Genomic DNA, 23,056 nt, shown 5'->3' with positions numbered 1-23,056 from the left:
CGGCCAGAGTTTGGGGGATTGCATGCGTGACGCGGTGACGCCGGCCAGTGGATCGTTGATCGACGGGATCCGGCCCTATTTCGAAAAGGCGCCGCTGGCCGCGCTTGCGCTTGGCATTTCGTCGGGCTTCCCGTTCGCGATGATCGGCGCGACGCTGACCACGCGGCTGGCGCAGGACGGGATCACCAAGTCGGCGGTGACCGCGTTCGCGCTGACCTTCCTCGCCTATAACCTCAAATGGGCATGGGCGCCGGTGGTGGACAAGTTCCGCATCCCCGTGCTCGGCGCCATCGGCATGCGGCGCAGCTGGCTGATCGTCACCGGAGCGCTGGTCGCGGGGGCGGTGGTGTTCCTCGGCAGCCTTGATCCGGCCGCGTCGCTCGGCTGGGTCGTGGCGGCGGCGATCATGGTCGGCCTTGCTGGCGCGACGTTCGACATCGTGATCGACGCCTATCGCATCGAACTGCTCGAGCCGCGCCAGCTCGGCATCGGATCGGGCATGTCGCAATATGGCTGGCGGATCGGGTCCGCCGGGGCAGGCGGACTGGCGCTGTATGTCGCGGACGGTGCGGGATGGGGCGTCGCCTATGCCGCCTGCGCGATCTTTGCGCTGCCCGCGATCCTCGCAGGGCTGATCGTCGGCGAGCCCGAGCGCAAGGTCAGCCGCGAATGGCCCGAGCGGATGGGGCAGCGGCCCTATCTCGCCTTCATCCTCTCATTTGTCCCGCTGTACCTGGCCGGGCGCTGGATCGACGGGGTGCTGGGGGTCAACATCCTGTCGAACATGGTGCTGGTCGGCTATCTGTTCCCGCTGTTCGACCTGACCGCCCGCCGCGCGCGCGATGCGGGCAAGCCGAGCGCGCTGACCTGGCTGGGGCTGGTGACGGTCGCGGGGGTCGGCGTCGGGCTGTGGCGCGGGTGGAGCGATCCGCTGGCGATCGTGCTGCTGGTCGCGGGTGCGGCTGCGCTGCTGGGGATCGCATTGCTGCGCCCGATCGCGGCGGCACCGGCAGATAGCGGCAAGGTCGGGCCGCTGATCGAGTTTTTCCGGCGGGAGGGTGGCGCGGTCGTTCTGCTGTTCGTGCTGGTCCACAAGCTGGGCGATACGCTCGCCAACCTGACGCTGCGGCTGCTGTTCAACGATCTGGGGTTCAGCAAGACCGAGATTGCGTTTTACGACGTGTTCGTCGGCTTCGTTGCGCTGTTGCTCGGCATTTTCGTCGGCGGTGTGCTCTATGTGAAGCTTGGCATGAAGCGGTCGGTGCTGCTCAGCCTGTTCCTGATGATGATCTCGAACGCCGCGTTTGCGGCACTGGCGGCGAGCGGCAAGAGCAATATCGGCATGGCCGCGGCGATGGGGTTCGAGAATTTCGCGAGCGGCGTCGGCGGGGTGTGCGTGGTCGCGTACCTCTCGGCACTGTGTAACTTGAGCTTCACGGCGACGCAATTTGCGCTGCTGTCGGCGGCGGCGAGCATCCTGGGGCGGTTCCTGTCGGGCACGACCGCAGGGTTGCTGATCGAGGGCATGGGTTATGTGGACTATTATCTGTTCACGACGGTGCTGGCGCTGCCCGGGGTGCTGATCTTCTGGTGGATGATCCGCACCGGTCTGGTCGACCGGTCGATCGGTACCGCAGCGACCGAGACGGCACCGGACGCCCGCTAGACCTCAACCGGCATCCCGGCATCGGCGAAGGCATTGGCGAGCGCGTGGGCGGTGGCCAGCACGCCGTCGATGCGGCGGATGCCGAGCAGGTCGGACAGGAGCAGGCGCGCGCGTTCGCTGTCGCGCTCGACACTGGCGATCACCTCGATCAGCGCGCCTTCCGACGCGGTCATGCGCGCGCAGCACCAGGGGGCGATCTGGATCGGACCCGCGCTGGCGGCGGACATCTCCGCCATCAGGGTGCGCAACAGCAATAGCGGGCGGCGAAAGCCCTTGCCGAACGCGGTGATGAAGGCGTGCGCGGCGGCAGCGTCGCCCAGCCCGTGCGCGCCAAGCTGACGAATGCCGAACAGCAATAGCCGGGCGGCGGGATCCTCGGGCTGGAGCCGGGGCAGGAGGGTGCCGAGGGTTTCGGCGCGGGCGGGGGTGTAGCGCAACGGGCGACTCCTTGATCGGGAGCGCCAGTCTGCCATCCTTATATTGATAGTCAATCGCAATAAGGATCAGTCGGGGAGTTCGTCGTTTGCGCGGAGCACTTCACCGGCAAGGTAGAGCGAACCGAGGACAAGGACGAGCGGGGCGTCCGCGTGGATGCCAGCAAGCGCAGCGGGCACGTCGGGCGCGGTGGCGGTGCTGGGGATGCCGAGCGCGCGGGCGGTGGCGGCGAGATCCGCCGGATCGTGGTGCGCGTGGCCGGGGACCGGGACCGAAGTGAAGCTGGCGGCGAGCGGGGCGAAGGGGGCGAGCAGGCCGGTCGCGTCCTTGTTCGACAACATGCCGAGGATCAGGTGCGCGGGGCGACCGTCTGCGACCTGTGCCAGCGTGGCGCTGACCGATTGTGCGGCGGCTTCATTATGGCCGCCGTCGAGCCAGATTTCGGCGCCGGCGGGCAGGTGCGCGTGGAGCGGACCGGAGATTAGCCGCTGCATCCGCGCGGGCCAGCGGGTGGCGGTGGCGGCGCTGGCGAAGGCGCTGTCGGGGATGGTCAGCGCGCGCTGGTGGCGCAGCATGGCGATGGCGAGCGCGAGGTTGGTCGGCTGGTGCGGGCCGGCGAGGGTGGGGAGCGGGGTCGCGACCTCGCCCTGTGCGTCGCGGTAGCTGAGGCGATCGGGGGTGACGGTGAAGTCCCAGGCGGTGCCGCGCGCGTGGACCGGAGCGTTCGCGGCGGCGGCGACCTGCGCGATGCGGGCGGTGACGCTGTCGCCATAGGCCATGGTGACGAGCGGGACGCCGGGCTTGGCGATGCCGGCCTTTTCCCCGGCAATGGCCTCGGCGGTGTCGCCGAGGAATGCCTGGTGGTCGATGCCGAGCTGGGCGATGGCGCAGGCGGCGGGGGCGGGAATGACGTTGGTGGCATCGAGCCGCCCGCCCAGCCCCACCTCGATGATGCAGGCGTCCGCCGGGCTGCGGGCGAAAGCGAGGAAGGCGGCGGCGGTGGTCACCTCGAAGAAGCTCGCGCCGATGTCTCCCCCGGCGTCGAGCACCTGTTCGAGCAGGGTGGCGAGGGTGGCGTCGTCGATCAGCTGGCCGGCAAGGCGGATGCGCTCGTTGAAGCGGACGAGGTGGGGGCTGGAATAGACATGCGCGCTCAGGCCCGCGGCCTCAACCGCGGCGCGCAGGAAGGCGCAGGTCGAGCCCTTGCCGTTGGTCCCTGCGACATGGAGCACCGGCGGGAGGCTGAGGTGCGGATTGCCGATCCGATCGAGCAGCGCGGTAATGCGGCTGAGCCCGAGGACATCGGCACCGGGGCCGAGCGCCCAGAGACGGTCGAGCTGGCGTTGCACGGCGGGGGAGGAGGAGGTCGCGTGGTCGGGCATTGTGGGGGGTGTATAGCGGGTGTGGGGGTGGTGGGGAGGGCTGTTTGAGGGAAGCGCGAGGGCGTCATCTATGGCTGCGCAGCTTCCGAGCAGCCGCCGTGTAAACGATCAAGGTTCGGTGGCAGTCGCCCAGCGCGCGGTGCGCGTTTTCGAGTGACAACCCGCCGTCTCGTGCCAGTTCTGCAAGCTTGTAGCTGCGCCGCCCCGGCCATGCCCGACGCGCCATCTTCAATGCGCAGCAAACTTCATTCGAGAAGGCTTCTGCCTCGACGCGTCGGCAGGCCGACTTCAAGAATCCATCATCAAACTCGGCATTGTATGCGATGAGGGGTAGTTCGCCGACAAATGCTCGGAACTCGCTTAGCGCCTGATTGAGCGGCAGCCCGTCGCGCTTGACCATTTCGCGATTGATGCCGGTGATTTCCGTGATGCGCGCCGATATCCGCCCCTGCGGGATGACGAAGGTTTGAAACGTCTCGTGCATATCCGAGTCTCGGTTGGCTCGGATCGCGCCAATCTCAATAATCTCGTGGCTGTCGGGATTCAGTCCGGTTGTTTCGAAATCAAAGATAACAAAGCGCTCGGGCAGCATTGAAAGATCGGTGGTGGCAGCGTTTTCGGCCTGTTGATTGGGTGCAACCTTTTTCAATCTCGCCCCAAGCAGCCAAAGCGCCAGAATGGCGACGATCAGGATGACGGCTGCGGCTTCCATCTGGGTCCCCAAGATCGTTGGTACAGGCCAGCTTGGCTCCTGAGCGAAGGCGGGGCAAGACCTCGGCTACGATGAGCCAAGCGACGGGCGCTGGCGGGCCGAGGTTTGGGCCGGCATCGCGGCACTCTAAAGCCCCTCCCCTTCAGGGGAGGGGTTGGGGTGGGGCAGTCTTGGCATCGTCGGGCCACCTATCGGGAAGTGCCTCCAGCTTTGACAGTATCGCTTGAAGGACGCCTTCGATATTCTCCTGCACCTCGGCGTTGGTGAAGCGGAGCGTGGTGAAGCCGGAGCGGAGGAAAAAGATGTTGCGGGCTTCGTCGCGATCCGTGCGGTGGGTGTTGCCGTCGAGTTCGACGACCAGGCCTTTGGCGGGGCAGAAGAAGTCGGCGATGTAGGGTGCGAACTTGTGCTGGCGGCGGAACTTGTGGCCGGCGAGTTGGCGATTGGAGAGGTGGCGCCAGAGGTGCTTTTCGTATTCGGTGGGGTTGCGGCGGTTCTGTCGGGCGAAAGCGGAGAGTTCGTTTTCCGTTGCCATGACTGCCCCACCCCAACCCCTCCCCTGAAGGGGAGGGGCTTTTTCTTCTACCCTACGCCGCCGCCTTTTCCTCCACCAGCAGGCTGATCAAGGCGCCGAGCTTGTCGCGCAGGTCCTTGCGGTGGACGACCATGTCGATCAGGCCGTGGTCGAGATAATATTCGCTGGTCTGGAAATCGTCGGGCAGCTTTTCGCGGATCGTGCTTTCGATCACGCGGCGGCCGGTGAAGGCGAGGGTGGCCTTGGGCTCGGCGATCTGGACGTCGCCGAGCATCGCATAGGCGGCCATCACGCCGCCCGAGGTCGGGTCGGTCAGCACGACGATATAGGGCAGGCCGGCGTCGTGGAGCATCGAGATGGCGACGGTGGTGCGCGGCATCTGCATCAGGCTGAGGATGCCCTCCTGCATGCGCGCGCCGCCGCTGGCGGTGAAGACGATATAGGGCGCCTTGGCGGCAATCGCGGCCTCGACCCCGGCGATGAAGGCTTCGCCGACCGCCTGGCCCATCGATCCGCCCATGAACGCGAAATCCTGCACGCCGATCACCGCGCGCTGGCCGAGGATCGTGCCGCTGGCGTTGAGGAACGCGTCCTGCTCGCCGGTGCTGGCGCGCGCGGCCTTGATGCGGGCGGGATAGGGTTTCTGGTCGCGGAACTTGAGCGGGTCTTCGGCGACCTTGGGGTTCGGGAGGATGGTGTAGCTGCCCGCGTCGAACAATTGCTCGAACCGCGCGCGGCCGCCGATGCGCTCATGATGGTCGCAGATCGGGCAGACCGATTGGTTTTCCTGGAGTTCCTTGACGAACACCATCTGCCCGCAGCCCTTGCACTTGTGCCAGAGGTTGTCGGGCGTCTCCGCCTTGTTCGGGATGACGAGCGAGATCGCGTTGCGGACGCGGGTGAGCCAGCTCATGCGGCGGTTTCCTTGCGTGCTGTGGCCAGCGCGGCCGACAGGGATTGAATATAGGTGCGGACGGCGGCGGGGGCATTGGCGCCCTGTGCCGCGACGATGTCAATGATTGCCGAGCCGACGACGACGCCATCGGCGACGCGGCCAATCGCGGCGGCCTGTTCGGGCGTGCGGACGCCGAAGCCGACTGCTACGGGCAGGTCGGTGGCGGCTTTCAGGCGGGCGACGGCGGCTTCGATGCTGTCCTGTGCCGCCTGCTGCTTGCCGGTGATGCCGGCGACCGAGACATAATAGAGAAAGCCGCTCGCGCCATCGAGCACGGCTGGCAGGCGCGCGGCATCGGTGGTGGGGGTGGCGAGGCGGATGGTGGCGATGCCGTGCGGGGCGAAGGCGGCGATCTCGTCGGCTTCCTCGGCCGGGATATCGACGATGATCGCGCCGTCGACGCCTGCGTCCGCGGCGCGTTGTGCGAACGCTTCGGGCGTCGGGCGGGTCATGGTATTGGCATAGCCCATCAGCACCAGCGGGGTTTCCGGGTGGCGCTGGCGGAAGGCGGAGGCGATGGCGAGCACGTCGGCGGTGCGCGTGCCCGCGGCGAGGCTGCGCAGGTTCGCGGCCTGAATCGCCGGGCCATCGGCCATCGGGTCGGTGAACGGCATGCCAAGCTCGATCACATCGGCCCCGCCCGCGACGAGCGCGTCGAGGATTGCGGCGGTGTCGCCGTCACCCGCTGTGACGAAGGTGACGAGCGCGGCGCGGTGGTCGCGCGCTGCGGCGGCGAAGGTGTGGGCGAGGCGGGTCATGCCGGTTTCCGATAGGCGGTAGAGTAAAAGCCCAATACTAGTGCGGGGAAAATTGAGAGGAATAGTGCCTTAACGACATCACGTTCCATCTCAGGAAAAATCGCCCATGCGCCGAAGCGTAAAGCTGCGAATACAGCAAAGTACAGAAACGCGAGTTTAACGGCGTCCCACGGCCGAAGTCGAACCTCGCCTTTTAGAAGCCGGACCAAACTGGAGGTCAGCCAGAGAACCCCTCCGACAAGAACCGCAATGGTTCCGCCAATCAGGACAGCGTCCGCCGATCCTTCGTCGATCGCATATCGAAGGGCTAACGAAGCCAACACGACGACCATTCCGAAGCCGCACAGGCCGAGGCCAATGCGCTTTAGCTGCTTCATATCTCAACCCCCAGCGCCTCGGCGACGGTGAAGATGTCCTTGTCGCCGCGGCCGCAGAGGTTGGCGAGGATCACTTGGTCATGCCGCATTTCCCGTGCCTTGACCGCGACGGCTGCGATGGCATGCGAAGGTTCCAGCGCTGGGATGATGCCTTCGGTGCGGCAGAGCAGCTGGAAGGCGTCGAGCGCTTCGGTGTCGGTCACCGACGTGTATTCGACGCGGCCGATGTCCTTGAGCCAGGCATGTTCGGGGCCGATGCCGGGATAATCCAGGCCGGCGCTGATCGAATGCGCTTCGGTGATCTGGCCGTCCGCGTCCTGCAGCAGATAGGTCTTGTTGCCGTGGAGGATGCCGGGCTCGCCGCCTGCGAGGCTGGCGGCGTGCTTGGCGTCCAGGCCTTCGCCTGCCGCTTCGACGCCGAGCATCGCGACATCGGCGTCGTCGAGGAACGGGTGGAACAGGCCGATCGCGTTGCTGCCCCCGCCGATCGCGGCGACGAGCAGGTCGGGAAGGCGGCCGGTGCGGGCGAGCATCTGCGCGCGGGCTTCCTTGCCGATCACGCTTTGAAAGTCGCGGACCAGTTCGGGATAGGGGTGCGGGCCGGCGGCAGTGCCGATGATGTAGAAGGTGTCGTGGACGTTCGCGACCCAGTCGCGCAGCGCTTCGTTCATCGCGTCCTTCAGCGTGCCCGCGCCGCTGGTGACCGGGCGGACTTCGGCGCCGAGCAGCTTCATGCGGAACACGTTTGGCTGCTGGCGCGAGGCATCCTTGGCGCCCATGAAGATGGTGCAGGGCAGGCCGAAGCGCGCGCAGACGGTGGCGGTGGCGACGCCATGCTGGCCCGCGCCGGTTTCGGCGATAATCCGCGTCTTGCCCATGCGGATCGCGAGCAGGATCTGGCCAATGCAATTGTTGATCTTGTGCGCGCCGGTATGGTTGAGCTCGTCGCGCTTGAACCAGATTTGCGCACCCATGCCGGGTTCGGCGTTTTCGCGCAGCGCGTCGGTCAGGCGCTCGGCGTAATAGAGCGGGCTGGGGCGGCCGACATAATGTTCGAGCAGGTCGTCGAACTGCGCCGCGAAAGCGGGGTCGGCTTTCGCGGCCTTATACTCGTGCTCGAGGTCGAGGACGAGCGGCATCAGCGTTTCGGCGACATAGCGTCCGCCAAACTGGCCGAAATGGCCACGGTCATCGGGCTGGGCGCGGAAGGAGTTGGGCTGGTTCATGATGAGGGGCGTTTAGGCCGCTCGGCAGCGAACGCCAAGCCTTGTTACAGCATCGCGACGGTGTGGAGGAACGCCGCGATCTTTGCCGCGTCCTTGACCCCCGGGGCGCTCTCGACACCGGACGAGACGTCGACCGTGCGCGCGCCGCTGATCGCCGCCGCCTCGGCGACATTGGCGGCATCGAGACCGCCCGACAGCGCCCAGGGCAGGGGGTGGTCGAATCCCTGGAGCAGCGTCCAGTCGAAGCGCAGCCCCATGCCGCCGGGAAGCCGTGCGTCATCGGGGGTCTTGGCGTCGTACAGGATACGCTGCGCGGCGCCGCGAAAGGCATGGGCGGCGGCAAGGTCGGCGCGCGCCTTGACCGCGACGGCGGCCCACACCGGCAGGCGGGTGCGCGCACCAATGGCGGCGGCGCGCTCGGGACTGGCGCGGTGGAGCTGGATCGCGTCGAGCCGGGCAGCGCGGATCGCCTGGTCGAGCAGCGCGTCTTCGGGATCGACGAACACGCCGACCCGCTCGACATGATCGGGAACCAGCGTGGCGAGTGCCGCGGCCTGATCGAATGTCACGTGGCGCGGCGAGGGGGGGAAGAAGACGAAGCCGATATGGCTCGCCCCGCCCGCGACAGCAGCCGCGAGCGTGTCGGGCGCGGACAGACCGCAAATCTTGGCTGTAACGGGCATCGGGGACACGCAATCGGCGCGGCGCGGGGCTTTGGCAAGCGGAAGTTGGGCGGCACCTGCCCGCCGGCCTCAGGAGGGCTGGCAGGTGCCGCGATCGACCCCCTTATTGTTCGAAGTCGCGGACCAGCGCGTCGAACAGCCGCACGCCGAAGCCGCGGGCACCCTTGGGCACGGTCGGCAGCGATTCGTCAGCGCCGTCGACCCCGGCAATGTCGAGATGCGCCCAAGGCGTCGGCTTGGGCGTGAGGAATTCGATGAAGTGCGCGCCGCGCCCGGCGCCGGGACCCGAACCGCTGGCGCCATTGGCGATGTCGGCAATCGGCGATTCCATGTCCTTGGCATAGCTGGGGTGGAGCGGCAGGCGCCACACCGCCTCGCCCGAGGCGGTTGCGGCGCGCTGGACACGGGTCGCCAACGCCTCGTCACGGGCGAACAGGCCGGCATAATCGTCGCCGAGCGCGGTGATGACGGCGCCGGTCAGCGTCGCGATGTTGACCAGGGCAGCGGGCTTGTAGCGCTCGATCGCATATTGGTTGGCGTCGGCGAGCACCATGCGGCCCTCGGCATCGGTGCTGATGATCTCGATCGTCTGGCCGTTCATCGTGCGGACCACGTCGCCGGGGCGCGATGCGTTGCCGCCGGGCATGTTTTCCGCCAGCGCGGCGATGCCCACGACGTTCGCCCGGGCCCCGCGGCGGGCGGCGGCATAGACACCGCCCATCACGGCGGCGGCGCCGGCCATGTCGCCCTTCATCGCCCCCATGCCCGCGCCGGGCTTGAGGCTGATGCCGCCGCTGTCGAAGGTGATGCCCTTGCCCACCAGTGCGAGCGGGGCAGCGTCGCCCGCGCCGCGATATTCGACGATCATCATCCGCGCCGGATGCCGCGACCCGGCGGAAACCGAAAGGATCGAGCCCATGTTGCGCTTCCGCATTTCGGCCTCGTCGAGCACCGTGATGCGGACATTGGGCACGCCGGCAAACTGGGCGCGGACGGCGGCGACGAAGCTGTCGGGGGTCTTGGCGTTGGACGGCAGGGTGATGAGGTCGCGGGCCATGCGCGCGCCATCGGCGATCCCGGCATGGTCGCGGGTGAAGCTGGCCTCACCACGCGCGGCGACGATGGTCAGCGGCTGAACGGCAGGGGCGTCGGCGCTGCTCTTGAGCTTGTCGAAGCGATATTGGCCGAGGCTGGCGCCGAGCGCGACATGCGCGGCGGGGTCGGTGGCGGTGCTGGCCAGCGTTCCCGCGAGGATCGCGACCGGCTGACGATTGTCGCGCGTTTCCTGCGCGGCGCGGCCACCGAAATCGGCGAGAGCGGCAGCGTCGAGCTGGCCTGCGGGCACGCCGATCAGGACGATGCGATGATAGCCGCCGACGCCGTAGAGCGAGAGCGTCTTGTCCGCCGCCGCCTTGAACCCGGCGGTTGCGACCGCGTCGGTCACGGCGGCACGGAGCGCGGTGGGGACGTGGCTCAAGTCGCTTGCGCCCGCCATCGGGATGACGAGCACACCATCGGCAGGGGCGGTTGCGGCAAAGCGGATCGGGCGTTCCGCGCTGTTGGCGCGGTCACTGGCGCTGACCCCGGTGCCGATGGCGGCGCGTTCGGCCTGGGCGAGGGCGGGGCTGCTCAACAAGGTGGCGGCAAGCAACAGGATACGCATCGGCAACACACTCCCTAGGGTTTTGTGATTTTGTCACATCGGTAACCAAGCCACCGGGCGAGTGCAACCATGGCGTCAGCGCGGCAGCGGCCTGGCCAGCACCGCCATGGTCAGCGGGGGATCGACCGCGACCGGGAAGGGGCGCGTCTCGCCCGTACGGACATAGCCATGGCGTTCGTACCAGGCGATCAATTCGATCCGGCGGTCGATGACGGTCATTTCCACACGGGTGGCGGCGAAGGTTTCGCGCGCAGTGGATTCGGCGGCGGCGATGAGTTGCTTGCCGATGCCCCGCGCCTGAAGCTCGGGATCGACGCAGAGCAGGCCGAGATAGGCGAGGCCATTGCCGCGGCTGACGATGTTGACGCAGCCGAGGATGGTGTCGCCGTCCAGCGCGATCAGGATGCGGCTGGCGCCGTCGATGAGTGTGACGAGCGTATCGAGGTCGGTGCGCGCGTCGAACAGCATGTCCGCCTCATGCGTCCATCCCCGCCGCGCCGAATTGCCGCGATAGGCGCGCTCGACAACGATGTGGAGGCGGGGGAGGTCGGCGGCGGTGGCGGGGCGGATGGTGGGCATTTTCGAGCTCGTGACACCCCCGTTCGATTCGGGGCGCGTTGTTCTTGCGGCCGGGAAGAAGAAGCCTGACCCCGGGTCAAGCCCGGGGTGACGAAGGGGCTAGAGGGTCGCCTCGATCTCGCGTGCGGCGCGGTCGGGGTCTTCCGCCTGGGTAATCGGGCGGCCGATAACGAGGATCGAGGCGCCGGCGTCGAGCGCGGCGCGGGGGGTAACGACTCGCTTCTGGTCGCCGCTATGGCCTTGCGACGGGCGGACGCCGGGGACGACGAAGAAGCCGTCCTTCCACGCCGCGTGGGCGGCCTTCACTTCCTCACCCGAGCAGACGATGCCGTCGACACCGGCCGACTTGGCGAGTTCGGCGAGGCGGACGACCTGTTCATGCGGGTCGGGCGACAGGCCGATCGAGGTCAGGTCATTGGCGTCGAGGCTGGTGAGCATCGTCACCGCCACGACCTTGGTGCCCGTGGGAGCGGCCGCCTTGGCATCCTCCAGCATCGCGCGGCCGCCCGCGGCATGGACGGTGATGATCGCGGGTTCGAGCGGGCGCAGTGCCTGCACCGCCTTGCCCACCGTATTGGGGATGTCGTGGAATTTGAGGTCGAGGAAGATCGGCAGGCCGATCTCGGCCATTTCGTGCACGCCGTGGCGGCCATTGGCCATGAAGAATTCGAGGCCAAGCTTGATCCCGCCAACATGGGTGCGCACGCGGGTCGCAATCGCCTTGGCGCGGGCGAGATCGGGCGTGTCGAGGGCGACGTAGATCGGGCTCATGACACGGACGGCGCCTGGCTGGCGTCGACAGGCGCCGCTTCGCCCGGATCCTGAACCGGCTGCGCTGCGGCGACCGGCGCGGGCGCGGGACGCAGCGCATCGACCGTCTGCTCCAGCATCGCGATGCGGCTGCGCATCCGCCAGCGCATCGTGTGATAGATGGCGAGCATCGGCAGCAGGCCGCCAAGATAGATGACGAACAACAGGAAGGGCAGGTTCACATCGGCGATCAGCCCGCTCCACAGGTGGATTTCGACCGGATGCCAGTTGGTCACCGCGAATGCCGCGGCAAGACCGAGGATCAGGAACCAGAATAATGCCTTGAGAAACTGCATCCGCTGCGTTCGCCCTGTTGCGTGAAGCCATGCTTTAGGACGCGCGGCCCGGCTTGGCCAGCCTTAGCCGATTTCGGTGCGAAGCTGGGCAACAAGGCCGGGGACCGCCTGGAGCCGGGGCTCCTCCTCGTCGAGGATCGCGTGGAACAGCGCGCGCTTGATCGTCGCGATCCGCCCGGCGCCGAGCCGCTTGCCCGCCGGGAGCGTCGACAGGATGATGTCGACCAGCCGGTCCGCACCGTGGAGACGGCCCCAGAGATAGTCGTTCTCACGATAGGCGCGGCTGAAAAAGGCGCCGAAATTGTGGAACTGGATGCCCTTGAGCGTCGCCTGTGCGCCGCCGCTGCGGATGGCGGTCGCGTCGTCCGGGGAGATGCGATCGACGCGGATCGGGTCGAATTCGTTGAGCCCCTCGCCCCTGAGCAGGGGCAGGGTCGCGATGTCGAAAAAGGGAAAGCCCAGATAAGCGAGCAGCATCGGGCGGCGCAGGTCGCGCGGCAGATGGCTGAACCCTTCCGACAGGCGGATGTCGGTATCGTCGTCGAGCGTGCGCAGGTCCATCCGCGCCGCGAGTTCGTCCATCACCGCACCGACATCGCAGTCGGGCGAGCGGATCGACTCGCGCATGCCGAGAAACGGATCGGCGCGCTGACATTCGAGATAGCCGGCAAGCGATTCGTAGATCGCGGTGCGGATCGGGACGAGTTCGGCGCGGGCATGATCGACATCGAGTTCGCTGACCCGGCGGGCGAGCAGCCGCAGCCGCCGGATGCGGAACCCCAGATCGTGCGCGCGCAGCAGATCAAGCGTTGCGACGCTTGCCGCACCACTATGCTGGATACTGAACGAATCGGCGCCGCGCCGCGCGATTTCCGCGCCGACCGCGCTGCGCATGCGTTGCCAGCGTTCGGCGCCGTGCAGGTCGGCAATCTGGTTGAGATGGGTGGCGATGCGATCCGCCACCCCTTCGACCTTGAGCAGGCCATAGGCGGCATGGCCATAGCCGGCCCGGGTCGATGCCGCCTGCTGCGCGCGCGCGCGCCAGCCCGCCAGCCGCTTGGGCGTCGGATAATCGAGGAACAGCGTGTAGCCGAACAGCGATTCGACCTGCGCCTCGACCTCGCCGCGCAACCGTTCGATGATTGCCAGCATGCGCTCGATCTGGGCCGAGCGCTGGCCGATCGCCTCGAGATTGTCGCGGATCGGCTGCTGCCGGGGCAGTTCGGACAGTGCGCCGAGGATCGTGCGGAAAAATCCGGGGGCGGCATCGCCACTGCCCGGCGCAACCGCGATGCGATAGCCGGGCGTCGGGTCGATGAAGACGAAGCGGCGGTCGATCTGGCGCCGTGCGGGCCGCTCACGCAGGGCATCGATCGCCGGGCGGAACGGTGCGTTGGCGAGCACCGATCCGTCGATCAGTGGCGCGCTCTCGGCAACGCCGGCGGCAAAGTGGCGCGGCAGCGCATGTTCGAGAAAGGCGGCGCGACCGGGCCAGTCCGTGCCCCGCGCGGCCAGCACCTGATCGACCTCGGCCACGGTGGCGGGCGGGAAGGCGCCGGGAAAGCTGGAGGTGGCGCGGGCGGCGAAGGCGAGTTCGGCGGCATTGGCGAGCGGCGCGGCGGCGTCGCCATGATCGCTGAACGAAAAGACCAGGCGATGCTCGGTCTCGACCACCTCCGGCGGCGAGTTGAGCGCGAGCCGCTGCGGGTGACCGTGGAAGTCGGTGACCGTCACGAACAGGTCGAGCGGCTGACCATCGGGCAGCAGGCGCGGGCCGGCGGGCGCGTCGCGCATGGTTTCGAGCGCATCGAGCAGCATGTTCATCAGCTGCTTGCCGCCGAATGGCGGTTCGAACCAGCGCGAGCGGACAAAGCGTTCGAGCTTGGCGCGCACCTCGGCCTGCGCGGCCGGCTCGACCGTGCCGTCGACCGCGGCGTCGCGGCCCGCCAGCATCCAGGCGATCGGCAGGGCCCAGATCTTGGCCAGCCGGTGGGATGGACCTTGGCCGGGATCGAGCAAGGTTTCGACATCGGCGATTTCGAGCCAGAGGTCGGTCAGCGGATCGAGCGACTGGCCGGTCGACACCGCCTGGGCGAGGAACACGCTGTTGATCCCGCCGGCGCTGGCGCCCGCAACGATGTCGACCATCACGCGCAGGTTGATCCCGGCAGTGTCGCCGATCTCGTCGAGCAGCGCATGGTAGACGCGCTCGCTGGCACCGCCGGCGGGCTCGAAATCGCGATGCGCGCGGCTCGCGCGGGCGAGGTGCCAGATTTCCTTGGTGATGCCGTGCATGTAGATGGCGAGACTGATCCCGCCATAGCAGACCAGCGCGAGGCGGAGTTCCTTGTCCTGCATCGTCAGGCCGGCCGGATCGCGGCCCAGACGGGCAAGTGATCGGACGCTGTCCGCGCGGCGGCGCTGTCGTTGACGCCGCAATCGTCGATCGCCAGCTCGGGCGAGACCATGATCCGGTCGAGCCGCGCGACCGGGCGGCGCGCGTGGAAGGAGCGGCCGGTCGGCGCGAAGCTGAAGTCGCGGCCGAAATCGCGCAGGCAACCCGACTGCGCGCTCCAGTCGTTGAGGTCGCCCATCATCACCGTCGGCAGCGGGCGCGCGCTGGCCGCCAGATGGCTGAGGATCGCGTGCGCCTGGCGCCGCCGCCACAGGCCGGACAGGTCGAGATGCATCCCGACGACGCGCAGGGCGTGTCCCCTGACGCGCAGGTCAGCCATCACCGCGCCGCGCGGCTCGAGCGCGGGGAGGTGGATGATTTCGCAATCGAGGATCTGCGCGTCCTTGCGCACGAGGATCGCATTGCCGTGCCAGCCCATCGACCCGGTGCGCACACCGAACGGCACCGCCTTCCAGTCGCTATGCTCGTCGAGCAGATGGAGCGGGATGACCCCCTGGCGTTGCCCGAAGCGGCGGTCGCATTCCTGCAGCGCGACGATGTCGGCATCCACTTCGCGCAGCACTTCGAGCGTGCGCTCGGGCCGACGGCGCCGGTCGGTCCCGATCGCCTTGCGCATGTTGTAGCTGGCAACTTTCAGCATCGACCTTGTTTGGGGGGCGTGAGCGCGCGTGGCAAGCGGCGATCAATGCGCGCTGGATTCGGGACCGGGCGCGGCGGGCCGCTGGCCGCGTGCTTCAGCCGCGGCACGGCGCAGGCTGCGCGCGGTTTCCTCTGCAGCGTCGGGCGTCATGGCAATGGCGACGCCGGCAGGGCCGTCGAGCAGGACCAATCCGGCTTCGGCGCTGGCAATCCCGGACAACCGGTGCGGCTGGCGCGCTTGTCCCATCGCCGGATCCTCCTGAAGTACAACTGTGACGAGCCCGGATAACGCAGGATTTTGCAGTTGTATCCGTGGTTTAGTGCAGGAGAGTGGCGCCACGCGCCGGCGGGGTCACCGGCGCAGCCAGTCCGCGACGATGCGGGGATAGAGCGCATGTTCCTCGGCGAGTACGCGTTCGGCCAGTGCTTCGGGCGTGTCGCCGGGGAGGATCGGGACGCGGGCTTGGCCCAGCACTTCGCCGCCGTCGAGTTCTTCGGTCACGATATGGACCGAGCAGCCGCCATGGCTGTCGCCCCCTTCGATCGCCCGCTTGTGGGTGTCCAGGCCCTTGTAGAGCGGGAGCAGCGAGGGGTGGATGTTGACGATCCGCCCGCGCCACCGCGCAACGAAAGCGTCGGAGAGCAGGCGCATATAGCCGGCAAGGGCGATGGCTTCGACGCCGGCATCGCGCAGCGCGGCGTCGATCGCGGCTTCATACTCGGCCTTGGCGAGGCCCTTTGGCGAGCGCGCGAACGTTGCGATGCCATGGTCCGACGCCCAGGCGAGACCGGCGGCCTCGGGCTTGTCGGAGGCGACAAGTGCGACGGTGTAGGGGCTGTCGGCGAGGCGGGCGGCCTCCACGAGCGCCTGCATGTTCGATCCGCGACCCGAGATCAGGATGCCGAGTTTGCGTTTCATCACATCCGTTCGTGCTGAGCTTGTCGGAGCACTGCGCGCAGCAGCCTCAAGGGGGAAGGCGGCCCTGCGACACGCTCAGGGCGGGCGGCGTCAGTGGCTATGCGTTGCTTCCCAGTCGGCGCGTGCGCTCCAGGTTTCGGCGCTCCCGGACACGGTGCAGCCGCGCTGCCCTGCCGCGATCGACCCGATGCGATGAACGGTCTCGCCCGCCGCTTCCAGCTCCGCCGCGACTGCGTCCGCCCGATCCGCCGCGACCACGGCGATCATGCCGATGCCGCAGTTGAAGGTGCGCGCCATTTCCTGTGGCTCGATATTTCCCTGCGCCTGCAGGAACGCCATCAGGCGGGGCTGGGCCCAGCTGTCGGCGTCGACGCGGGCGTGGCAGCCTTCAGGCAGGACGCGGGGGATGTTTTCCAGCAGACCGCCGCCGGTGATGTGGGCGAGGCCGTGGATGCTGCCCTTGCGCAACTGGGGCAGCAGGCTGCGGACATAGATGCGGGTGGGTGCCATCAGCGCGTCGAGCAGGATCACCTCGGGATCGAACAGCGCGGGGCGGTTGAGCTTCCAGCCCTTGTCCGCGGCGAGGCGGCGGACGAGCGAATAGCCGTTGGAGTGAACCCCGGTCGAGGCGAGGCCGAGGATGACGTCGCCCGGTGCGATCTTCTTGCCGTCGAGCAAGTGGTCGCGCTCGACCGCGCCGACGCAGAAGCCGGCAAGGTCATAGTCGCCATCGGCATACATGCCGGGCATTTCGGCGGTTTCGCCGCCGATGAGCGCGCAGCCGGCCTGTTTGCAGCCCTCGGCAATGCCCGCGATCACGCGTTCGGCGACGCCGTTGACCAACTTTCCGGTGGCGAAATAGTCGAGGAAGAACAGCGGCTCGGCACCCTGCACGATCAGATCGTTGGCGCACATCGCGACGAGGTCGATGCCGACGCCGTCGTGCGAGTCGTGATCGATCGCCAGCTTGAGCTTGGTCCCCACGCCGTCATTCGCCGCGACCAGCAGCGGATCGGTGAAGCCGGCTGCCTTGAGGTCGAACAGGCCGCCAAAGCCGCCAAGGTCGGCGTCGGCGCCCGGACGGCGGGTGGAGCGGGCGAGCGGGGCGATGGCGCGGACCAGCGCATTGCCGGCGTCGATCGAAACGCCCGCCTGGGCGTAGGTATAGGACTCGGGATCGGTCATGTGGGAGCGCTTAGCGCCGGGGCGTGCAAAGCGAAACCATCGATCGTACAGAAACCGCGCGCCAAAGCTTCTCGTCTGCCCGGGCTTGACCCGGGCCGGGGCTTCCTTTGGCAACGATCGACAGAAAAGCCCTGTCCCGGGTCAAGCCCGGGACGACGATGGGGGAGGATAGCGCTTGGATTTCCACGCCCGCTTCGCCAAAAGGGCGCGGAATGACTGTTCGTCCGTCCTCTGCCATCGCCGCCATCGGCATCGCCGCCCTGCTTGCATCGGCCGGCTATGCCGTGGCGCAGTCCGGCGGCGCGGGGTCGAAGGCGGGGGCGAGCGAGGACGCGGGCAACAGCTCGGGCAGTTTCGAGGTCGGCGGCGTCGATGTCGATGTACGCGGCAAGAGCGCGGAGGCGGCGCGCCTGGGTGGCTGGCGCTTGGCGCAGCGCAAGGGCTGGTCGATGCTGTCGAAGCAGTTGACCGGTTCGCCATCGACCCTGTCCGATTCGGCGCTGGACGGGCTGGTGACCGGGATCGTGGTCGAGCGCGAGCAGATCGGCCCCAATCGCTACGTCGCGCGGCTGGGCGTGTTGTTCGACCGCAATCGCGCCGCATCGATCCTGGGCGTGGGCGGAGCGTTGATGCGATCGCCGCCGATGCTGGTCGTGCCGGTCCAGATTTCGGGCGGCGCGCATCGCGTGTTCGAGGGCAGCAGCGCCTTTGCCGAGGGCTGGACCCGGTTCCGCACCGGCAACAGCAGCATTGATTATGTCCGCCCCAATGGCTCGGGTCCCGATCGCTTGCTGATGAACGCCGGACAGGTGTCGCGGCGCGGGCGCGGCTGGTGGCGGTCGATCCTCGACCAATATGGCGCGACCGACATCCTGATCCCGACGGTCGAGCTGCGCCGCAGTTACCCCGGCGGTCCGGTGACGGGAATCTTTACCGCCGGCCAGGGGCCCGACAATCGCCGGCTTGCCCAGTTCGTGCTGCGGGTCAATGACGGCAACGCCATTCCCGCGCTGATCGATGCCGGGATCGCGCGGATCGACAAGGCGTATCAGGACGCGCTGCGCGCGGGCATCCTCAAGCCCGACCGGCTGTTGGTCACCGAGCCGCCGCGTCCCGAAGTGCCGCTGGAGGAAAGCGGGACCGAGGAAGCGATCGATACCGGCGAAACGCCGGCCGCAGCGACCGGATCGGTCATCACCATCCAGTTCGACACGCCGAGCGTCGGTGCGCTGACCAGCGCGGAAGCGTCGCTGCGCGTCGTGCCGGGGGTCAGTTCGGCCGCGACCACCAGCACCGCGCTGGGCGGTGTGTCGCTGATGCGGGTGACCTATGACGGCAGCCAGGCATCGCTGCGCGCGGCGCTGGAAGCGCGCGGGTGGCAGGTGCAGGAGGGCGCCGGCGTGCTGCGCATCCGCCGCGGCGGTGGCGGCACTGCCCCTGCGCAACCGACGCCTACGACGCCGGCAGCGGGGAATGACAGCGACGGATGACGCAGCTTTCCCTGCCGCTCGCCCGACCGGCTGGCGCGCGCGAGGACCGGTTCCTGGTCGGTGAATCCAATGCCCAGGCAGTGCGCTTGCTCGAGCGCTGGGCGGACTGGCCGGTCCGCGCCGCACTGATTACCGGTCCGCGCAAATCCGGGCGCAGCCTGCTCGCGCGGACGATGGTCGGCCGCAGCGGCGGCACGATGATCGACGATGCTGACCGGATGGACGAAGTGGCGCTGTTCCATGCCTGGAACGCGGCGCAGGCGGAGCAGCGGCCGCTGTTCATGGTGGCGGAACGCGCGCCCCCGGCCTGGGCCGTGCGACTGCCCGACCTGCGCTCGCGCCTGGGTGCCAGCGTCCTCGCCCAGATCGGCGCGCCCGACGACGCGCTGGCGCACGACCTGCTCGCCCAGTTGCTCGAGCGTCATGAACTTGTCGCCCAGCCCGATCTATTGGCGTGGATCGTGCGGAGGATCGAACGGAGCCATCTGGCGATCCTGCGTACCGCCGAAGCGCTGGAGGAAGATGCAAGCCGCCGGGGGAACCGGCGCTTGTCGATCCCGGCGGCGCGCGCCACATTGACCGCGGCGGGGCTGCTTCGCGAACCCGCTGCCCAAAGCTGAACCGAGGACCCATGACGCGCGCTCAGACCAAGGCCGGACCGAACGCCACCGCTGCGGCGGACCCATCGACCGCCGCAGTGCCCGAAGCGCGCTTTTTCAACCGCGAGCTGTCGTGGCTCGGCTTCAACCGGCGGGTGATGGAGGAGGCGCGCAATCCGGCGCACCCGCTGCTCGAGCGGCTGCGCTTTCTGTCGATTTCCGGATCCAATCTGGACGAATTCTTCATGGTCCGCGTCGCGGGTCTGAAGGGGCAGCAGATGCAGGAGGTCGATGCCCATTCGGCCGACGGGTTGACCCCGGCGCAGCAGCTGGCGGCGATCGTCGCCGATGCTGCCGACCTGGTCGATAGCCAGCAGGCGGTGTGGCAGGATATTCGCGCCGAACTGATCGGGCGCGGGATCGAAGTGCTCGACGCCGACGGGGTGACCGGTGACACGGCGACGTGGCTGGAGGAGCATTTCCGGCTGCAGATCTTCCCGATCCTCACCCCGCAGGCGCTCGACCCGTCGCACCCGTTTCCGTTCATCCCGAATAAGGGGCTGAGCGTGATTTTCGATCTGGTCCGCAGCAGCGATGGCGAGGCGGTGCGCGAACTGGTGCTGCTGCCCGCCGCGACGCCGCGCTTCGTGCGCGTGCCAGGCGAGACGGCGCGGTACATCGCGGTCGAAACGCTGGTGAAGCGGTTCGCGCCGGTGCTGTTTCCGGGGTTCGAGATCCGCAAGTCGGCGACGTTCCGCGTGCTGCGCGACAGCGATATCGAGCTGGAGGAAGAAGCGGAGGACCTGGTCCTCTACTTCCGCACGGCGATCAAGCGCCGCCGCCGCGGCCGGGTCATCCGGCTGGAGATGGAGGAGGGGATCGACCCCGGGCTGGAAGCGGTGCTCAAGGAAGAGCTGGGCGGGAGCGAGGCGCTGCTTACCGAAACCGGCGGGTTCCTCGGCAATGGCGACCTCGCGCTGATCGTCGAGGAGGACCGGCCCGACCTCAAATTCCCGCCCTTTGTCGCGCGCTTCCCCGAGCGGATCCGCGATTATGACGGCGATTGTTTCGCGGCGATCAAGGCGAAGGACATTGTCGTCCATCACCCCTATGAATCGTTCGACGTGGTGCTTGCCTTTCTCAAGCAAGCGGCGAGCGATCCGGACGTGGTGGCGATCAAGCAGACGCTGTATCGCGCGGGCAAGCAGTCGGCGGTGATCCAGGCGCTGATCGCCGCGGCCGAAGCCGGCAAGTCGGTCACCGCGGTGGTCGAGATCAAGGCCCGGTTCGACGAGGAGCAGAATCTGCTCTGGGCCAGCGCGCTCGAACGCGCCGGGGTGCAGGTCATCTACGGCTTCACCAACTGGAAGACCCACGCCAAGGTGTCGATGGTGGTGCGGCGCGAGGGCGACGAGTTCCGCACCTATTGCCACTTCGGCACCGGCAATTATCACCCGGTGACCGCGCGCATCTATACCGATCTCAGCTTTTTCACCGCCGACCCGCGCGTCGGGCGCGATGCCGCCAAGATCTTCAACTATGTCACCGGCTATGTCGAGCCGGAGGGGCTGGAGCTGCTGACCGTCTCCCCGCGCCATTTGCGCGACCGGCTGATGGAGCTGGTCGACCGCGAGATCGCCAATGCGCTGGCGGGCAAGCCGGCCGCAATCTGGGCGAAGATGAACAGCCTGGTCGATCCGGTGATGATCGAGAAGCTGTACGAAGCGAGCAATGCGGGCGTGATCGTGGATCTGGTGATCCGCGGCATCTGCTGTCTGCGTCCGGGCATCGTCGGCATGTCCGAACATATCCGGGTCAAGTCGGTGGTCGGACGCTTCCTCGAACACAGCCGCATCTGGGCGTTCGGCAACGGCAAGGCATTGCCGAGCGACGCGGCCGAGGTGTTCATCTCGTCCGCCGACTGGATGCCGCGCAACTTCGACCGGCGCGTCGAGTTCATGCTCCCGATCATCAACCCGACGGTGCACGATCAGGTGCTGGATCAGGTGATGGTCGCCAATCTGATCGATACCGAGCAAAGCTGGGAGTTGCAGTCCGATGGCCGCTATGTCCGCGATGAACCCGGCGCCAAGCCGTTCAACCTGCATCGCTATTTCATGACCAACCCGTCGCTGTCGGGACGCGGCGCGGCGCTTGAGTCGAGCGGGGCAGTGCCCAAGCTGTCGCTGCGTCGCTGGCGCGCGGAGCGCGGCGCTTGAGCATTTCCACGCTTCTTCAGCGGCGGCCGCGGACCCAGGCGGCGGCGTCGCCCCGGCGCACCGCGATCATCGATATCGGTTCCAATTCGATCCGCCTCGTCGTCTATGATGGTGCCGCCCGCCTGCCCGCGATCCTGTTCAACGAAAAAGTCATGGCGGGTCTGGGCCGATCGCTGGCCGAAACCGGCACGATCGGCGAGGAATCGCTGACGCTTGCCACGGCAGCGCTGGCGCGGTTCTCGAGCCTGGCGCGTGAGATGGAGGTCGATTCGCTGCGCACCGTGGCGACCGCCGCGGTGCGCGAGGCGAGCAATGGCGCGCGCCTGCTCGATATTGCCGGGGCGCTGGGCCTGACGGTCGAATTGCTGTCGGGCGAGGCGGAAGCGCTCGCCGCGGGCTATGGCGTGCTGTCGGGGATTCCCGAGGCAGATGGCATCGTCGGCGATCTGGGCGGCGGGTCGCTCGAACTGGTTCGGGTGGTGGCCGGAACGGTCACCGACCGGGTATCGTTTCCGCTGGGCGTGCTGCGGCTGGAGGCGATCCGTGCGCAGGGCAAGGGCTCACTCGACAAGCTGGTCGCACGGTTGCTGGCCGAATCGGGCTGGACGCGGCGTGGCGATGGCCTGCCTTTCTATCTGGTCGGCGGGTCGTGGCGCGCGCTGGCGCGGCTCGACATGCACCTGACCGGCTATCCGCTGCCGGTCATCCACGAATATGCGATGCCCGCCGCGACGGTGACCCGATTGCAGCGGACGATCGCCCAGCTCGGCAAGAGCCGGATCCGGTCGGTACCCAACCTGTCCTCGGGCCGGGTCGCGACGCTGGAGCACGCCGCCGCATTGCTCGGCGTGCTGATCAAGCATCTTGGCAGCAGCGAGACGGTCGCTTCAGCCTTCGGGCTGCGCGAAGGGCTGCTCTATGGCGAGCTGTCGATCGAGGAGCGGCGTGAGGACCCGCTGATCGTCGCGACGCGCGACGAGGCGCGACGGTCGGGACGGTTCCCGGAACATGGCGACCTGTTGCATGACTGGATCGCGCCGCTGTTTGACGACGATCCGGCGGATCAGGTGCGGCTGCGCCATGCCGCCTGCCTGCTTGCCGATGTCGGGTGGCGCGCCAATCCCGAGTTTCGCGCGGAGCGCGGGCTGGAGATCGCGCTGCATGGCAACTGGGTTGGGATCGACGCGCGCGGCCGTGCGCTTCTGGCGCAGGCGTTGTTTACCTCGCTCGGCGGCGGGCTTGAGTCACCGGCCCCGGTCGGCCAGCTCGCGCCTCCCGACCTGCTCGAACGCGCGCGGCTGTGGGGACTGGCGATGCGGCTGGGGCAGCGTTTGTCCGGCGGCGTTGCCGGGCCGCTGCGCCGCGCGCGGGTGGCGGTTGCGGGCGAGCGGCTGATGCTGCACCTGCATGCAGACGACGCGGCGCTCTATGGCGAGGCGGTCGAAAAGCGGCACCGCGCGCTGGCCGGAGCGTTGGGCCTGACGGCCGATATCGCGCTGACCGGCTGAAGCG

The 23,056-nt window shown here is 68.0% G+C and carries 23 protein-coding genes; 5 read left to right on the top strand and 18 right to left on the bottom strand.

Going from position 1 to position 23,056, the window contains the following annotated elements:
* Positions 1-22: 22 nt before the first annotated feature.
* Positions 23-1,666: an AmpG family muropeptide MFS transporter gene (locus J2Y54_RS02325; RefSeq protein ID WP_310036597.1), complete on the top strand. Its 1,644-nt coding sequence runs from the start codon at positions 23-25 to the stop codon at positions 1,664-1,666.
* Here the strand turns inward: J2Y54_RS02325 and J2Y54_RS02320 are convergent.
* The 18 genes from J2Y54_RS02320 to purM all read right to left on the bottom strand — a co-directional run bounded on the left by J2Y54_RS02320 (position 1,663) and on the right by purM (position 17,236).
* A complete protein-coding gene (locus J2Y54_RS02320; RefSeq protein ID WP_310036594.1) occupies positions 1,663-2,103 on the bottom strand; it encodes a DUF6628 family protein in 441 nt (146 codons plus the stop codon). The genes J2Y54_RS02325 and J2Y54_RS02320 overlap by 4 nt on opposite strands.
* A 66-nt stretch (positions 2,104-2,169) precedes the next feature.
* Entirely contained in the window at positions 2,170-3,483 is a 1,314-nt protein-coding gene (locus tag J2Y54_RS02315) for a glutamate ligase domain-containing protein (protein ID WP_310036592.1), read from the bottom strand.
* Positions 3,484-3,547: 64 nt separating this feature from the next.
* Positions 3,548-4,195, bottom strand: coding sequence for a 3'-5' exonuclease (locus J2Y54_RS02310; RefSeq protein ID WP_310036590.1), 648 nt, complete (start codon positions 4,193-4,195; stop codon positions 3,548-3,550).
* A 142-nt stretch (positions 4,196-4,337) separates the two neighbouring features.
* Positions 4,338-4,730 carry an endonuclease domain-containing protein gene (locus J2Y54_RS02305; protein ID WP_310036586.1) on the bottom strand — a complete coding sequence of 131 codons (393 nt, stop codon included), beginning with the start codon at positions 4,728-4,730 and terminating at the stop codon, positions 4,338-4,340.
* Between the two features lie 52 nt (positions 4,731-4,782).
* Complete coding sequence (gene accD, locus J2Y54_RS02300) at positions 4,783-5,643, bottom strand: acetyl-CoA carboxylase, carboxyltransferase subunit beta (protein WP_310036585.1); 861 nt, start codon at positions 5,641-5,643, stop codon at positions 4,783-4,785.
* A complete protein-coding gene (trpA, locus tag J2Y54_RS02295; protein WP_310036583.1) occupies positions 5,640-6,443 on the bottom strand; it encodes a tryptophan synthase subunit alpha in 804 nt (267 codons plus the stop codon). Before trpA ends, accD begins: the two co-directional genes overlap by 4 nt.
* Positions 6,440-6,820 (bottom strand): hypothetical protein, encoded by a 381-nt coding sequence (locus J2Y54_RS02290; RefSeq protein ID WP_310036582.1) that lies wholly within the window; start codon positions 6,818-6,820, stop codon positions 6,440-6,442. The genes trpA and J2Y54_RS02290 overlap by 4 nt, the downstream gene beginning before the upstream one ends.
* Positions 6,817-8,046 (bottom strand): tryptophan synthase subunit beta, encoded by a 1,230-nt coding sequence (trpB, locus tag J2Y54_RS02285; protein ID WP_310036581.1) that lies wholly within the window; start codon positions 8,044-8,046, stop codon positions 6,817-6,819. Before trpB ends, J2Y54_RS02290 begins: the two co-directional genes overlap by 4 nt.
* A 44-nt stretch (positions 8,047-8,090) precedes the next feature.
* On the bottom strand, positions 8,091-8,729 hold the full coding sequence (locus tag J2Y54_RS02280; protein ID WP_310036578.1) for a phosphoribosylanthranilate isomerase: 639 nt from the start codon (positions 8,727-8,729) through the stop codon (positions 8,091-8,093).
* Positions 8,730-8,832: 103 nt separating this feature from the next.
* Positions 8,833-10,392, bottom strand: coding sequence for a leucyl aminopeptidase (locus J2Y54_RS02275; RefSeq protein WP_310036577.1), 1,560 nt, complete (start codon positions 10,390-10,392; stop codon positions 8,833-8,835).
* 75 nt (positions 10,393-10,467) lie between these two features.
* On the bottom strand, positions 10,468-10,971 hold the full coding sequence (locus J2Y54_RS02270) for a GNAT family N-acetyltransferase (protein WP_310036576.1): 504 nt from the start codon (positions 10,969-10,971) through the stop codon (positions 10,468-10,470).
* Between the two features lie 99 nt (positions 10,972-11,070).
* Entirely contained in the window at positions 11,071-11,742 is a 672-nt protein-coding gene (gene pyrF, locus J2Y54_RS02265; protein ID WP_310036573.1) for an orotidine-5'-phosphate decarboxylase, read from the bottom strand.
* The gene (locus J2Y54_RS02260; RefSeq protein ID WP_310036572.1) at positions 11,739-12,077 is read right to left on the bottom strand and encodes a hypothetical protein; all 339 of its coding nucleotides are present in this window, start codon (positions 12,075-12,077) and stop codon (positions 11,739-11,741) included. Before J2Y54_RS02260 ends, pyrF begins: the two co-directional genes overlap by 4 nt.
* 63 nt (positions 12,078-12,140) lie before the next feature.
* Positions 12,141-14,435, bottom strand: a complete 2,295-nt coding sequence (locus tag J2Y54_RS02255) for a patatin-like protein (protein ID WP_310036571.1) — start codon at positions 14,433-14,435, stop codon at positions 12,141-12,143.
* A gap of 2 nt (positions 14,436-14,437) precedes the next feature.
* Positions 14,438-15,133 carry an endonuclease/exonuclease/phosphatase family protein gene (locus J2Y54_RS02250; RefSeq protein WP_310036569.1) on the bottom strand — a complete coding sequence of 232 codons (696 nt, stop codon included), beginning with the start codon at positions 15,131-15,133 and terminating at the stop codon, positions 14,438-14,440.
* Between the two features lie 42 nt (positions 15,134-15,175).
* Complete coding sequence (locus tag J2Y54_RS02245; RefSeq protein ID WP_310036568.1) at positions 15,176-15,379, bottom strand: hypothetical protein; 204 nt, start codon at positions 15,377-15,379, stop codon at positions 15,176-15,178.
* Positions 15,380-15,484: 105 nt separating this feature from the next.
* Positions 15,485-16,051: a phosphoribosylglycinamide formyltransferase gene (gene purN, locus J2Y54_RS02240; protein WP_310036567.1), complete on the bottom strand. Its 567-nt coding sequence runs from the start codon at positions 16,049-16,051 to the stop codon at positions 15,485-15,487.
* A gap of 90 nt (positions 16,052-16,141) precedes the next feature.
* On the bottom strand, positions 16,142-17,236 hold the full coding sequence (gene purM, locus J2Y54_RS02235) for a phosphoribosylformylglycinamidine cyclo-ligase (protein WP_310036564.1): 1,095 nt from the start codon (positions 17,234-17,236) through the stop codon (positions 16,142-16,144).
* Between the two features lie 212 nt (positions 17,237-17,448).
* Between purM and J2Y54_RS02230 the strand changes: the two genes are divergently transcribed.
* The 4 genes from J2Y54_RS02230 to J2Y54_RS02215 are packed head-to-tail and all read left to right on the top strand — an operon-like array spanning position 17,449 to position 23,052.
* Positions 17,449-18,726: a heavy-metal-associated domain-containing protein gene (locus J2Y54_RS02230; protein ID WP_310036562.1), complete on the top strand. Its 1,278-nt coding sequence runs from the start codon at positions 17,449-17,451 to the stop codon at positions 18,724-18,726.
* Positions 18,723-19,346: a chromosomal replication initiator DnaA gene (locus J2Y54_RS02225; RefSeq protein WP_310036560.1), complete on the top strand. Its 624-nt coding sequence runs from the start codon at positions 18,723-18,725 to the stop codon at positions 19,344-19,346. Before J2Y54_RS02230 ends, J2Y54_RS02225 begins: the two co-directional genes overlap by 4 nt.
* Before the next feature lie 11 nt (positions 19,347-19,357).
* Entirely contained in the window at positions 19,358-21,544 is a 2,187-nt protein-coding gene (locus tag J2Y54_RS02220) for an RNA degradosome polyphosphate kinase (RefSeq protein ID WP_310036556.1), read from the top strand.
* 2 nt (positions 21,545-21,546) lie between these two features.
* A complete protein-coding gene (locus J2Y54_RS02215) occupies positions 21,547-23,052 on the top strand; it encodes a Ppx/GppA family phosphatase (protein WP_310038432.1) in 1,506 nt (501 codons plus the stop codon).
* Positions 23,053-23,056: the final 4 nt, after the last annotated feature.

Source organism: Sphingomonas sp. BE123 (assembly GCF_031456015.1).
Lineage (GTDB): Bacteria > Pseudomonadota > Alphaproteobacteria > Sphingomonadales > Sphingomonadaceae > Sphingomonas.
The sequence above is the reverse complement of the archived record's forward strand: the minus strand, read 5'-3'. Positions and strand labels throughout refer to the sequence as shown.

What these genes read in the sequence shown, in the direction of transcription:
- J2Y54_RS02325 (WP_310036597.1), top strand. Translation starts at nt 23, where the DNA reads ATGCGTGACGCGGTGACGCCGGCCAGTGGATCGTTGATCGACGGGATC.
- J2Y54_RS02315 (WP_310036592.1), bottom strand. Translation starts at nt 3,483, where the DNA reads ATGCCCGACCACGCGACCTCCTCCTCCCCCGCCGTGCAACGCCAGCTC.
- J2Y54_RS02310 (WP_310036590.1), bottom strand. Translation starts at nt 4,195, where the DNA reads ATGGAAGCCGCAGCCGTCATCCTGATCGTCGCCATTCTGGCGCTTTGG.
- J2Y54_RS02305 (WP_310036586.1), bottom strand. Translation starts at nt 4,730, where the DNA reads ATGGCAACGGAAAACGAACTCTCCGCTTTCGCCCGACAGAACCGCCGC.
- accD (WP_310036585.1), bottom strand. Translation starts at nt 5,643, where the DNA reads ATGAGCTGGCTCACCCGCGTCCGCAACGCGATCTCGCTCGTCATCCCG.
- trpA (WP_310036583.1), bottom strand. Translation starts at nt 6,443, where the DNA reads ATGACCCGCCTCGCCCACACCTTCGCCGCCGCAGCGCGCGACCACCGC.
- J2Y54_RS02290 (WP_310036582.1), bottom strand. Translation starts at nt 6,820, where the DNA reads ATGAAGCAGCTAAAGCGCATTGGCCTCGGCCTGTGCGGCTTCGGAATG.
- trpB (WP_310036581.1), bottom strand. Translation starts at nt 8,046, where the DNA reads ATGAACCAGCCCAACTCCTTCCGCGCCCAGCCCGATGACCGTGGCCAT.
- J2Y54_RS02280 (WP_310036578.1), bottom strand. Translation starts at nt 8,729, where the DNA reads ATGCCCGTTACAGCCAAGATTTGCGGTCTGTCCGCGCCCGACACGCTC.
- J2Y54_RS02275 (WP_310036577.1), bottom strand. Translation starts at nt 10,392, where the DNA reads ATGCGTATCCTGTTGCTTGCCGCCACCTTGTTGAGCAGCCCCGCCCTC.
- J2Y54_RS02270 (WP_310036576.1), bottom strand. Translation starts at nt 10,971, where the DNA reads ATGCCCACCATCCGCCCCGCCACCGCCGCCGACCTCCCCCGCCTCCAC.
- pyrF (WP_310036573.1), bottom strand. Translation starts at nt 11,742, where the DNA reads ATGAGCCCGATCTACGTCGCCCTCGACACGCCCGATCTCGCCCGCGCC.
- J2Y54_RS02260 (WP_310036572.1), bottom strand. Translation starts at nt 12,077, where the DNA reads ATGCAGTTTCTCAAGGCATTATTCTGGTTCCTGATCCTCGGTCTTGCC.
- J2Y54_RS02255 (WP_310036571.1), bottom strand. Translation starts at nt 14,435, where the DNA reads ATGCAGGACAAGGAACTCCGCCTCGCGCTGGTCTGCTATGGCGGGATC.
- J2Y54_RS02250 (WP_310036569.1), bottom strand. Translation starts at nt 15,133, where the DNA reads ATGCTGAAAGTTGCCAGCTACAACATGCGCAAGGCGATCGGGACCGAC.
- J2Y54_RS02245 (WP_310036568.1), bottom strand. Translation starts at nt 15,379, where the DNA reads ATGGGACAAGCGCGCCAGCCGCACCGGTTGTCCGGGATTGCCAGCGCC.
- purN (WP_310036567.1), bottom strand. Translation starts at nt 16,051, where the DNA reads ATGAAACGCAAACTCGGCATCCTGATCTCGGGTCGCGGATCGAACATG.
- purM (WP_310036564.1), bottom strand. Translation starts at nt 17,236, where the DNA reads ATGACCGATCCCGAGTCCTATACCTACGCCCAGGCGGGCGTTTCGATC.
- J2Y54_RS02230 (WP_310036562.1), top strand. Translation starts at nt 17,449, where the DNA reads ATGACTGTTCGTCCGTCCTCTGCCATCGCCGCCATCGGCATCGCCGCC.
- J2Y54_RS02225 (WP_310036560.1), top strand. Translation starts at nt 18,723, where the DNA reads ATGACGCAGCTTTCCCTGCCGCTCGCCCGACCGGCTGGCGCGCGCGAG.
- J2Y54_RS02220 (WP_310036556.1), top strand. Translation starts at nt 19,358, where the DNA reads ATGACGCGCGCTCAGACCAAGGCCGGACCGAACGCCACCGCTGCGGCG.